Origin of the sequence: Paenibacillus sp. FSL H7-0357 (genome assembly GCF_000758525.1) — a bacterium.
Classification (GTDB): domain Bacteria; phylum Bacillota; class Bacilli; order Paenibacillales; family Paenibacillaceae; genus Paenibacillus_AQ.
Genome location: NZ_CP009241.1, coordinates 6634088 through 6646869 on the forward strand (window position 1 = coordinate 6634088; position 12782 = coordinate 6646869).

Below are 12782 nucleotides of genomic sequence, written 5' to 3' on the forward strand. Positions count from 1 at the left end.
ATTGGCAAATACTGGTTCATGTTTTGAAAAGGGTTCTATTTCTTCCATTGATGTGACTATCCTGTCTTGAATAACGGGCAATAATTTGTTTAATGCTGCTGAGCTTCAGCGGCTTGCTGATATAACCATCCATGCCTGAAGCCATACAACGGTTCTGGATACCCTCCATGACGTTGGCCGTCATCGCGATGATGACTGCATTCTCGGAGGATGGCCCATGGCTGATCCGGATTTTGGAGGTCGCCGTCAGACCGTCCATAACCGGCATCTGCAGATCCATAAAAATAAAATCATAAGCATATTTCATTGCCAGCTCCACCGCCTGGCTGCCGTCCTCGGCGATGTCGGCGTCATAACCCAGCTTATCCAGCATGCTGACCATAAGCCGCTGATTGATCGGGTGGTCGTCTACAACCAGGACTTTTCTCCGCCATCTCTGGTTATCCACGTCTTCATATGGCTCCACCTCTTGAAATCCCCTTGCCAGCTCATCCTCAGGCAACGCTGCCTGAATGGTGAATACAAAGGTCGCCCCTTTCTCCTCCATCGATTCTACGCGTATGTCGCCGCCCATCATCCCGACAAGGGATTTGCAGATTGCCAGCCCGAGACCGGTTCCACCGTATTTGCGTGTCATAGAAGAATCAAGCTGGGAAAAAGGCTTGAACAGACGGTCACATTTTTCCGGAGAAATCCCGATGCCCGTATCCTTCACGGTAAATTCAACTACCAGTTTATTATCAGCTGTTGGCACGCTGGATGCAACAAGGTAAACTCCGCCTTGATTGGTAAACTTCACCGCATTGGCTACTAAATTGATTAGGACCTGACGCAAACGGGCCATATCTCCATAGATCAGCTTTGGAAGATTCTGATCAATGAAATAGGCCAACTCCAGGTTTTTCTTTCCTGCTTCGGCAGAAAACAAGCTAAATACCTCCTGAACGGTGGTCTGTAGCTCAAATAACTGCTCTTCCATTTCCATCTTGCCGGATTCCATCTTCGTGAAATCAAGAATATCGTTAATGACCGTAATCAGGGTATCAGCGCTTTTGCGGATAATCTCTGTATACTCCTTCTGCTCCGGAGCCAGCTCAGTTTCCATCAGCAGGTCAATCATACCCACCACACCGTTCATCGGCGTGCGAATCTCATGGCTCATCATAGCCAGGAACTCGGTTTTGGCATTAGCGGCAATCTCCGCCGCTTCCTTAGCCTTAACCAGCTCTCCGTTGATTTTCTCCAGCTCCTGCGTCTTTTGCTGCAGCAGCATAGACTGCATCTGATGTTTCTTGTTAGTTAAGTGCATGTTAACGAAGCCCTCAATCTTGGACTTCAAGATCTGCGGAATGAAGGGTTTGACCATATAATCAATAGCCCCGGCAGAATATCCCGCAAACAGATGCTCCGCCTCTTTGCTGTTGGCAGAGATAAAAATAATTGGAATATCCTTCGTCTTTTCTCTGGCTTTGATTAATTTGGCGGTTTCAATACCATCCATACCCGGCATTTGTACGTCCAGCACAATCACCGCAAACTCATATCTTAACAGACATCTCAGCGCTTCTTCACCGGAATTGGCTTTGACAAGCTTATAGTGTTGACTCTCAAGCACAGCTTCAAGCGCCAGCAGATTTTCAGGACGGTCGTCAACCAGCAATATATGAATTGGTTCTTGAACCCCCATAGGCCCCTCCTATCCCGCTATTTGTTCTTACGATAGATTTTTTCTACTCTATCCAGTGGCTCATAGCTGTCGCTATACCTGGTGAAGTGGATAGATTCTTTGGAACCGAGCACCAGTACTCCGAACCGGCTGAGGCTCTCATAGAACAAGCCGTGCACATGGTCGCGAAGTTCATCATTGAAATAGATCATGACATTCCGGCAAAAGATGACATTAAATTCGTTGAATGAGGTGTCTGTTGCCAGATTATGCTCTGCAAAGATAATATTTTTACGCAAGTACGGCTGTAGAATGACTGAATTGTATTTCGCTGTATAATATTCAGAGAATGCGCGGGTCCCGCCCGCCTCCATATAATTCTTGGTATACTGCTTCATCTTACCGATCTCATATACGCCTTCCTTAGCCTGCTGCAGCGAGCGTTCGTTCATATCAGTGGCATAGATGCGCGCCTTGTCGTAGAGCCCTTCTTCATGCAGCAGAATCGCCATGGAGTATACCTCTTCACCAGTGGAGCAGCCTGCATGCCAGATTCTGATATAAGGATAAGTCCTCAGCAACGGGATCACCTTTTGGCGGAAAGTTAAAAAGAGGCCTGGATCGCGAAACATTTCCGTCACGGGGATGGAAAGGCTGTAGACGAACCGTTCAAAGCAGGCGCGGTCATGCAGCACCTTCTCCTGCAGCGCAGATATGCTCGGCACATTCTCGGCATGGACGTGATGCCAGATACGCCGTTTCAAAGAAGGCATGGCGTAATTTCTGAAATCATATCCGTACAAGCGATGCACGCCGCTCAGAAGCAGCTCAATTTCAATCTGCTCCAGCTCCTGCTTGCTTCCCGATTGGGTGAGCTCCTCATCATATCCCCGTTCCATAGCTGTCATGTTATCAAGGCTCCCTTGCATTTGCCGTATTTCCGGTCTGTTGTTTGTTGGTGCTGTAATGCTATTACCCCAAATTCACGCTTACGAATACAACCAAACGCGCATTAAAGAAAGTAGCTGATCGGTACCGATCGGTTTCTTCATATAATCCGAAGCTCCCGCTTCAATACACTTGGCCCGGTCTTCCTTCATCGCCTTGGCCGTAAGCGCGATTATTGGCAATTTATGATACTGCGGCATCTGGCGAATCCGGCGCATCGCCTCATATCCGTCCATTTCCGGCATCATCATATCCATGAGCACGAGATCAAAATCTTCCTGTTCGACCAGCATATCGAGTGCTTCCCGGCCATTCTCTGCGAACTTCACTTCCATGTGGTATTCTTCCAGCACACTGGAGAGCGCAAATACGTTGCGGATATCATCATCCACGAGTAAAATCTTCTTTCCCTCAAACAGCTCTTCTTTATTGTGCAGCTTTTGCAGAATTTTACGCTTATCCTCCGGAAGATTGGCTTCCACCCGGTGGAGGAACAAGGTCGTCTCATCCAGCAGTCTCTCCGGTGAGCGCACATCCTTGATAATGATCGATTCGGCATATTTCCGCAGCTGCGTCTCTTCCTTGCTGTCCAGATCCTTGCCTGTGTATATAATGATCGGCAGATCATTCAGTTCCTCATCATCGCGGATCTGATCAAGCAGTTCGAAGCCATTCATATCGTCAAGCATCAGGTCGAGAACCATGCAGTCGTATTTCTGCTTACGCAGTTCACCGAGCGCTTCTTGTCCGGTTGAAACCGCCGTAATGGCGACATCATCATGGCCGATAAGCTCCATAATGGAACGGCGCTGAATTTCATCATCCTCGACAATCAGCAGATGCTTCAGGGTACTGGCTGTGTAGCTCTCGATTTGTGAGAATGCCCGCTCCAGTGCCTGCCGGGTCGAAGGTTTTCTCAAGTAAGCCATCGCGCCCATCATTAGGCCCTGCTTCATCTCATCATTTACAGAGATGACATGAACAGGAATATGCCGCGTTTGTGATGCGCCCTTAAGCTCTCTGAGTATCGCCCAGCCGTCCATAACCGGCAGCTGGATGTCCAGAATAATCGCATCCGGCAGGTGGGATTTGGCCATTTGCAGCCCGATATCCCCCTGCAGCGCCACCAATCCCTTGAAACCGCGTCCGCGGGCCATATCGAGCAATATTTTGGCAAAGCTCTCATCATCCTCGACAATAAGCAGAACCTTATCGTTTGCCGTCAAATTCTCACGGTCATCCTCCACTATCACTGGATTAAGCGGGGCAGGTATGACATCTCCGGATTTAGCAGGTTGTAGTTCTTCCACGTATTCCGCCAGTGTCGCCGCCTCTTGGGCCGCGGCCGCCTCAACTGCCCCTGGAAGCAGGCGGTAATTCCCTTGGACCGGCAGATACAGCGTAAACGTGCTACCTTGTCCCTCACGCGACTCCAGCCCGATGGCACCGCCCATCAACCGTGCTAATTCGCGGCTGATCGACAAGCCAAGACCGGTGCCGCCATATTTGCGGCTGGTCGTCCCATCCACTTGCTGGAACGCCTCAAATACGATATCGGTCTTGTCTGCAGGAATCCCGATACCGCTGTCTTTCACAGCTATGGAAATATACTCATACTCCGGCGGAAGGAAGGACGGTAATTGAGCAGGCACTGCATGGCTTACCTCAAATCCTACATAACCCTCGCTGGTAAATTTAAAGGCATTAGACAACAGATTGCGCAGAATTTGCTTCAGGCGATGACTGTCTGTAAATAAACTGTCCGGCAGCGGCTCATTAAAGGAAAGACGCAGAGACAGCCCTTTCTTAAGGGCTTGAGGAGCAAAATTCTGTTTCACAAAGGTTTTGAGCTCCGTCAGCGGAACTTCTTCATAATTCAGCTCCATCTTACCTGCATCAACCTTGGAAAGATCAAGAATTTCATCAATCATCTTCAGGAGATCCGCACCGGACATATAGATCGTGTGCGCGAATTCAACCTGCTTTTCCGACAGGTTACCCTCTTTATTCTCGGTAAGCAGCTGTGAAAGGATAAGCAGACTGTTCAGCGGAGTCCGTAGCTCATGGGACATGTTGGCCAGGAACTCCGATTTGTATTTGCTCGTTACAGCAAGCTGCATCGCCTGCTTCTCCAACTGGACACGGGCGTGCTCAATCTCATCCTTTTTCTCTTCAACCTCCTGGACCTGATCCTCCAGCGCGCGGGTTTTGGATACCAGTTCACTATTGTAGTGCTCCAGCTCTCCCTGCTGCCGCTGCAGCAGCTCCTCCGAACGTTTAAGCGCATCGGTCTGCTCCTCCAGATTCTCGTTGGAGCGGCGAAGTTCTTCCTGCTGGGTCTGGAGCTCCTCCGACTGGCACTGCAGTTCTTCCGTGAGCGCCTGTGATTCGCGCAGCAGCTCCTCCACCACGAGTCTGCGGCTGATATTGTTCAGGATGACACCGAGATTATTCGTCAGTTGATGCAGCAATTCATTCTGCAGCGCGGTGAATGGCGTAAAGGAGGCAAATTCAACAACGCCAAGCAGTTCATCCTCAAACAACAACGGATAAATAGATATATGTTGAGGATGGGAATCGCCAAACCCTGAGGAAATGGAAATATAATCGTCCGGAGCCTCTGTCAGTTTGATCGGCTTCTTATCCAAGGCGCTTTGTCCGACAAGCCCTTGGCCGATTTCAAACCCTTCCTTCGGCTTGTCGCCCCCTTCACCGGCATAATAGCCGCTTGCAGTTAGCAGATTAGGATTGTTGCTATCCTTCAAGTAAACCGCGCCGTATTGGGCTCCCAGCACAGGAGTGAATTCGTTGATAAAGGTCTGTGACACCTGATCAAGTGAACTGACGCCGCGCAGCAGTTCTGTTACCTGTGCGATATTCGCATTCAGCCAGGCCTGATCGCTCTGAGCCTGCGCATAAGCTTTTTCCATCTGCTGCTTTTGTTCGATGTCCTCCGCCATCTCCTGAAATACTCGGGCTACATCACCGATTTCATCCTTAGAGACTACCTTGAGCCTGCGGATCGCCCGCATCTTGCCGTTTCCAAAGCTGGTAATCATCATGGAAACGACATTAAGACCGCGCGTAATGCTTGGAATCACCCAAAGGACGACACCAAGTCCAAGCAGCAGCCCCACAATCATAATCAGCGTTACCATTTGAATGGATCTTTCATAAGCTTTCTGCGCGGTGGCATTTTCTTCGGTCATCTGATAGGCATTATAATCAGCGAGGGCATTCAGACTGTCCAGTACCTCGTTCTGAATGGCCTGTCCCTCTGTGTTACGGTAGGTGTTGGCATTCTGAAAATAACCGGCTGTAAGCATCTCCAACGCTTTATTCTGATAGTTCAGGTAAGCGGAATTAGCTTTTTTAATCCGGCTCAAAAACTCCATTTCCTCCGCAGCACTCATCGAAGCTTCTATGGTCTTCAAATACCCTTCCGCCTTGATAACTTTGCCGTCTATCTCAGTTTTCTGGGCACCCACAGACAGCGTATCGGCATTCAGCATCGATGTGGTCAAGATCCGCGCCATATCATTGACCTCGCCTCGAAGTCCAGAAATCGCACGCCCCTTGCTGTATCTGTCCTGAAAGCCGTCTAGCTGGTTGCTCATATAATTAAGCCGATCGTATCCAATCAGCGTAAGTGCCAACATAATTGCCAGCATCGCGCTGAAGCCGATCAGCAGCTTGGCCTTTATCTTCATTCCTTATCCGTTCCTTTCTTCAGCGTGATCCACACCAGGCATTTGTCGTCATCACGTTCCTGGTCCGCTTCATCTGTGAAAAAAGCCTCCTGCATAACCTCTTCACGCCATTCGTGGTCCCCGTTCAGATTCCCGATCATAAAGTCCAGCTGCTCTTCCTGTTCACCTGGGGCCATTTCCAGCAGACCGTCAGTGTACATTACCAGATGCCCTTCCTCTTCGAAACTCAAACTCTGCGGCTGAATATCAATTCGGTCGAACAACCCGACCGGATGGCAGTTGCTCTCCAGCAGCACTGGTTTCTTGGCGTTGCCTTCAAAGAGCAGCGCCGGCGGATGTCCGGCATTTACATAGTCAATTCGCTTCATTCGCGTATCAATCACAAGATAAATCGCGGTAAAGTAATACTGGACCAGCTGTTTCTCGATATAGAGCTGGTTAAACCGCCGGTTCAGCTCTTGAATTACCTTCTCCGGCTCCACGTACGTAGTCACAGTATCCTTAAGCACAGAGGCCAGAAACATACAGAAAAGCGACGAGGAGATCCCGTGTCCCATCATATCCAGCAGGATCACAGCATACCTGCCGTCTCCCAGCGGATACCAGGCATACAGATCACCGGCCAGTTCAGCGGAAGGCTGATAGATGGCATGCGCCTCCAAAACCTCATCCGTAATTGGCAAACTGAGTACAGCATTCTGCACAAGTGCTGCAAGCTTCAATTCATCCTGCATCCGCTGATCCCGCTCTTTATGCCAATCCTTCTCCCGCTTGAGACGGAGCGCCAGCCGGATACGCGCCATAAGTTCAACCTTGTTAATCGGTTTCGTAACATAATCCACAGCTCCGGCATCCAGTGCCTCCGCCAATTTCTTGGAATCCCCCACAGCGGTAACCATAATAATCGGAATATCCCTTAGATGCTCATATTGTTGAACCACACGGCAAGCCTCGATTCCATCCATCTCTGGCATCATCATATCCAGCAGAATTAAATCGATATCCGACTGCTGCGGTCCTTTTTTTTCGCCTCCAATGCCAAGCAGTTTCAGCATTTCTTTGGCGGATGATGCTGTTATGAAATTTCGATAGTCTTCTTTTTTCAGGATTTCACGGATAATGATTACGTTAGTCGGGTTGTCATCTACGATTAAAATTCTCAAGCATCTTCACCTCGCACGATTAGTATTAGAGCCGTACAAATCCCTTACATCTATAATTCTATCATACGATATTTGAACGCCGTCTTTCCAATTGTCGACAATCTACCAGGAGAGTAATATATTGTATCAGCATTCAACAAAGTAACCTCCAGCCCCACTAATTATAGTGGAGCTGGAGGTTACGCTATCGGGCTATAGGTTCTCATACAACAAACCGGCGTTTATTGCGGGTTTCTTTTGGCAATGACGAGAACCTTGCCTGAATCAAGCTCTTTCTCGTAGAAGCCTGCTTCTGCACTGCTAAAACCCAGCGAAGTAATTTTGAAACGGAGCGCATCCCCCCGCGAACGGAAAAGATTGGCAATCGCGCCAAATAACCCTTCTTCACTGAGACTGACCTCATTAGTATCTGCAGCATCAACGATACGGCCCTCACGGTCCTGATCGTGGCTAATGACATAAATGTCATCTCTGGAATAGCCGCTGCTGCGCAGCCGATTCACTTCTTCGATCGCCTGAACACCATTTTCCAGCAGCTTGGCATACGCCTGTGTACCGATTGAATCCATGAAATCACGCTCCTATGGTTAGATTAATGAGGATAATGCCTGATAAGACAACTGTTCCTTCATTAACCTTATTTACGGACCGTGAAACAGATCAGGAGGAATTTCCATCAAATAAATCAATACCCTCCCATTCCCCTGTCTGCGGATTGCGGTAAATCTTCAGCGCAGCGCTTCCTCTTAAATAGACATCGCCGTCTTCAGCTACAAAATCCGGAGTTCCCAGCAGCTCTTGAAAATTGTTTCGCGCCGGATCCAGTTTTTCTTCATTCAGCTGCAATCCGTATTGCCCGGCCTGTGCCGGCGTTACGTGAACATACAGCACGGCCCCTTCACAAACTCCTGCCGACATATCGGCGTATTGATATTCCAGGCATTCCTGCCAGGGATCAGGAGCAATACTAAGCGGCGAACCTTTAGCCAGCAGCAGTTCTTCCTCCGACATATAAAGGGATGTCCCTGCCAAAGAATTAAAGCTGCTGATATAAGGGCTTACCCCCATACTGCGTTCAATGGCCAGCACCACTGGCGGCTGCACGGTAAAAAGGGCGGCAGGAACATGCTCCTTCTGCGGAGACGGTGTTAAATATGGAGAGAGAAGACTTAGCAAAAGAATGACAATGTTCATGGAATCATCCCGCCTTTCTCACTGCCGCCTACTTAGTTAATGCCGGAATTTTTGCCATATAGCAGCTGCAGCGTCAACGCCTTTAAGCGCCATTCCTATTTTCCCCGGACCTTTTTTGGCATATGCGGCATCATAGGATTTCACTGTACGTTCTTCGGCAGGTGTCAGCGGAGCATCTTCTATGGAGACGGCTTTGGCTTTCTCCTTAAGCTCGCGTGATTTCCGGTACTTCTCAATCACAGTCACAGATACCTGCTTCACGGTAAGCGTCAATTCGTTCATTACATCGCCAAGATTTTTCACTGAATCCATAATAGGGTCGATCTTTTGAATCTTGCCCTGGACGTCGGCCGTAATATCATTGGCATGTCTGACGGTTGTTTTCACTTCATAAGTAAGCTCATCCACCGTCTTTTGGACTTCCTGCAGAGTCTGGCTGACCTTGTCGAGGGATTCTTTCGCTGATTTTAAGGTTTTAATTAAAAAGAAAACGAGTACGGTGAATGCAATCGCAACAAGTGCAACGCTAAGTTCAATGATCATTACGAAAACCCCTTCCAAATCATAAATGTCGGCTTGCTCTGCCTTGATACTGCATAGTTACCCTTACTTACTTAGGCCGAAACAGCTTGTCAAGCGACTTAAAGACTACCTCTCCTATTTTGTTTCAAAGGGGAGCGACCCGTTTAAACAATGACTACATCACCACACAGAAAGGATGACATCACATGTTGAAATGGTCAGTAATTCTGCTGGTAATTGCATTGATTGCCGGTGTATTCGGTTTCTTTAATATCGTAGGGGCGGCAGTAGGAATCGCTAAAGTATTGTTCTTCATCTTCCTCGTGCTGTTCATAGTTTCGCTCTTTACAGGACGCAGAGGAAGATCATTGTAACTGTAAAAGAACATTAAAAACGACATCACATTTCAGGTGCTAAGGACCCGGACTCCGAAAAGGAGTTCGGGTCTGATTTATGTATAGCGGTTGCCGCTGTCTGATTATGCCAGAGATTCCTCCCCTCCCTTTTCCTCCATACATCATATTCACCATGCAGAAAGTATAGGCCTTTCCACACGGATTGTCACCCGTAAGTCGCCTCCATTCCTCTGTTCATGATAGTTTTCATAAAAAACAAAGGGGTTGGTTCATTGTATCCACTTTTTGTTTACATGCTTATTAACACATCGCAAACATGGTAAATATACGCAAAATCAAAACCAACTCTGGGAGGAATCACAATGAAAAAATTAGCCAGCTTAACAGTAGCAATGGGTCTTATGGCTTCCATAGCCGCAACGGCTTCAGCTGCAGAAGTAACCAACACAACAACTGTAACGGAAACGACTTACAGCCCCCGGTTTGAGACAGTAATCACACAATCAGACCTTAGACCAGCAACTCCTCAGATTATTTTGACAAAAGCAACACCTTTCTACGCTTCCATGAACAGCCCCGTTGCTACGGGTTTTCTCGGCGCTCAAACCCTTGACACTACAGGAAATATCCTGGTTGATTCGAACGGCAATGAATGGAGAGAGATATACACCTGGTTGGGCATGCGCTGGATTAAGGTTCCCGCCTCCGCTTATGTAATCACTCCATAAATCAGTTTTACGAGCAGCGCCCCGCTCCCAAACTCATACATAGCCATGCGGGGACTTGCCTTTTTAGTATAGATACACCCTTATGAGGGTGTATAGTGAAACAGCCTGCGGACATCCAAAAGTCCTGACGGGCTTTTTTTCTTTCATGCCCTAAACACAGGAAAGGCTATCCCTCAGCAGAAAATTCTACTGATGGGATAGCCCCACAAAACATCCGCCCTAGTTCACCCGTCACAAACTTGCGATGCTGTCGCTTCCTGTATGCATTTATATTTAGCGGATGACCGAACCTCCGTAAAGGAAACGGTTCACCCAAGAAGCGCTTAATTTATCTACCCGTACCCCGCCTGAAGATACGGAATACGTTTGCAGCATTTGTCCGTCACCCAGATACATGGCTACATGTGAAATTCTTGCCGCAGATTTGTCGATGCCTCCATAAGCAGAAGCTGAACTTCCTTTATAATCCATGAAGAACATCAGATCCCCGCGTTTCAGGCCGGAAATATCTGTGACAGTGTTGCTGTTCTGCTGTACCCAGGCTCCCTGTTGACGTGAATCAGCAGGCAGTTTCAAATTAGCTGCATCTATGAAGATCTGCCGGATAAAGTCGGAGCAATCGAAAGTGCTCGTGTCGCTTCTGCTTGATCCGAACTCATAGGGAGTTCCAAGATAACCCATGCCCGCGGCAATGACCCGTTCAATCACTGCTGATTGTGACGGAGCCGTTGGATCTGGCGCTGGCGCTGGTGTTGGATTCGGTGTTGGTGTTGGCGTTGGTGCTGGAGTAGACGTTCCGCCACCTACCGAGATATATTGATCTGCAGCACTTGTATAGCCTACAGTTCCGTCTGCAGCTTTTACTTTGTACCAGTAACTGTTCGTTTCTTCCAGAATAGCTACTTGATCGCCTCTATTTAAATACCCCAGTACTTTTCCGCTTGTAGAAGGCAGTTCCCGAAGACGGACCGAAGCTTGTATAACCCCTGTCTGTCCGGAAGATGTATTTCCAGATCCCGAACCCACTCGAATATACTGCTCTCCCGCGCTGGTATAACCAACGGTTCCATCCGAAGTTCTGACTTTGTACCAATAGCTGTTCGTTTGTTCCACAATTGTTACCTGTTCACCTTCGTTTAAATAACGAAGCACACTACCGCTTGTGGAAGCGCTCGTGCGCAGACGAACTGAAGATTGTATAGTACCGGTTAATCCAGACGTTGCTGTCACTGCGAAATCTGAAGAAACCGAAGCTGCTTGCACCTTTTGCGGGCTGAAAACTCCCAATGATACTGCAAGTGATGCTGAGACCAGTAACGTTGCTGCAATCTGCTTATGTGATGTGATCATAGCGTTCCCCCGCTTAGCAAAATGAGAAAATCAACAACGGCGCGCGCTACGTTTGTTGCTTTCTGCCCTCATTATAGGCTTAGCCGGGAATTGGAACATGCTCCAAATTTCACAAAAAAGCTTGCCACTTTATGGTAAGTACCAGGTCTATAGTCTTGAATTCTCCTTGGATTTGGTGGAAATTACAGATAACTAGAAGAAATTAAGGATTTTTAACCTTTAGGTTCTACATGGACCTGCACATTCATTATATTATGCAATTTGCTCATTCTATCTTCAATGGAATCGCTGATCTCATGACCTTCCAATACGGTAATTTCGGCATCCACTTCCACAACAACATCCACCAGCACATGATTTCCATGAACACGGGCCTTGAGGTCCTTGATCCCTTCCACACCCGGCGTCCGGGCAATCGTGCTGCGCAAATCCAGCAGCTTATCTTCATCAAAGCCGTCAGTCAACCGGTATGTCGAATCACGAAAAATATCCCAAGCTGTCTTGGAAATCAGCAGACCGACAGCAACCGCAGCAGCGGAATCGATCCATGGCAGTCCGAACTGTGCGCCAACGATTCCAACAGCAGCACCGATACTCACCATTGCATCGGAAAAATTGTCCTTAGCCGCAGCCATGAGTGCACTATTGTTAATCTGCTTCGCCAGCCGCTTGTTATAGATATAGACTCCCATCATGGCAACCGCACACACTACCGCCACACCTGCTGACCAAAGCTGCGGCACCTCCTTGGCTCCTTCGAATAAAGACCGGACCGCTTCTACAATAACCTGAATTCCGACCATAGCCATAATAAAGGATGCCAGCAATGCAGCTACGGTCTCGGCGCGGAAATGCCCGTACGTATGATCCGAGTCAGGCGGCTTCCGCGAGATGCGCAGCCCGATTAGTACCGCAAGTGAAGCGACAATGTCCGTCAGATTATTGAATCCGTCTGCAAGCAGCGCGCTGGAAGCGAACAAGTACCCGCTGACCAGCTTTAAGGCGGACAGAATAAGATAAGCAATAATGCTGATCAAGGCCCCCCGTTCACCTTTGCGTATATCTTCATAAATATCGGCCAATTCCTGTCCCCCCCTATACCCGGTTTCTTTACTGCCCCTCCGGTAAATCATGCTTTGATTTAT

The 12782-nt window shown here is 48.3% G+C and carries 11 protein-coding genes; 2 read left to right on the forward strand and 9 right to left on the reverse strand.

Annotation, left to right across the window (positions count from 1 at the left end; translation table 11 throughout):
• Positions 1-16: 16 nt before the first annotated feature.
• The 7 genes from H70357_RS29335 to H70357_RS29365 all read right to left on the reverse strand — a co-directional run bounded on the left by H70357_RS29335 (position 17) and on the right by H70357_RS29365 (position 9224).
• Positions 17-1687, reverse strand: a complete 1671-nt coding sequence (locus H70357_RS29335; RefSeq protein ID WP_038596587.1) for a response regulator — start codon at positions 1685-1687, stop codon at positions 17-19.
• Between the two features lie 17 nt (positions 1688-1704).
• On the reverse strand, positions 1705-2574 hold the full coding sequence (locus tag H70357_RS29340) for a CheR family methyltransferase (protein ID WP_038596589.1): 870 nt from the start codon (positions 2572-2574) through the stop codon (positions 1705-1707).
• A gap of 81 nt (positions 2575-2655) precedes the next feature.
• Positions 2656-6324 carry a response regulator gene (locus tag H70357_RS29345; RefSeq protein WP_038596591.1) on the reverse strand — a complete coding sequence of 1223 codons (3669 nt, stop codon included), beginning with the start codon at positions 6322-6324 and terminating at the stop codon, positions 2656-2658.
• Positions 6321-7487, reverse strand: a complete 1167-nt coding sequence (locus H70357_RS29350) for a SpoIIE family protein phosphatase (RefSeq protein ID WP_038596593.1) — start codon at positions 7485-7487, stop codon at positions 6321-6323. The genes H70357_RS29345 and H70357_RS29350 overlap by 4 nt, the downstream gene beginning before the upstream one ends.
• A gap of 221 nt (positions 7488-7708) precedes the next feature.
• A complete protein-coding gene (locus H70357_RS29355; protein ID WP_038596595.1) occupies positions 7709-8056 on the reverse strand; it encodes a YflT domain-containing protein in 348 nt (115 codons plus the stop codon).
• 91 nt (positions 8057-8147) lie between these two features.
• A complete protein-coding gene (locus H70357_RS34645) occupies positions 8148-8681 on the reverse strand; it encodes an SET domain-containing protein (RefSeq protein ID WP_052092321.1) in 534 nt (177 codons plus the stop codon).
• A gap of 36 nt (positions 8682-8717) precedes the next feature.
• Positions 8718-9224 carry a DUF948 domain-containing protein gene (locus H70357_RS29365; protein WP_038596597.1) on the reverse strand — a complete coding sequence of 169 codons (507 nt, stop codon included), beginning with the start codon at positions 9222-9224 and terminating at the stop codon, positions 8718-8720.
• A gap of 185 nt (positions 9225-9409) precedes the next feature.
• Here H70357_RS29365 and H70357_RS35535 point away from each other — a divergent pair, with 185 nt between their 5' ends.
• Both H70357_RS35535 and H70357_RS29375 read left to right on the forward strand, forming a co-directional pair.
• The gene (locus H70357_RS35535) at positions 9410-9577 is read left to right on the forward strand and encodes a DUF1328 domain-containing protein (protein WP_038596600.1); all 168 of its coding nucleotides are present in this window, start codon (positions 9410-9412) and stop codon (positions 9575-9577) included.
• Positions 9578-9921: 344 nt separating this feature from the next.
• Entirely contained in the window at positions 9922-10287 is a 366-nt protein-coding gene (locus tag H70357_RS29375; RefSeq protein WP_038596602.1) for a hypothetical protein, read from the forward strand.
• A gap of 273 nt (positions 10288-10560) precedes the next feature.
• On the opposite strand, the gene H70357_RS29380 is transcribed toward H70357_RS29375, so the two are convergent.
• Together H70357_RS29380 and H70357_RS29385 are read right to left on the reverse strand one after the other, a co-directional pair.
• A complete protein-coding gene (locus H70357_RS29380) occupies positions 10561-11637 on the reverse strand; it encodes a C40 family peptidase (protein ID WP_038596603.1) in 1077 nt (358 codons plus the stop codon).
• 212 nt (positions 11638-11849) lie between these two features.
• Entirely contained in the window at positions 11850-12719 is an 870-nt protein-coding gene (locus tag H70357_RS29385) for a cation diffusion facilitator family transporter (RefSeq protein ID WP_038596605.1), read from the reverse strand.
• Positions 12720-12782 lie beyond the last annotated feature (63 nt).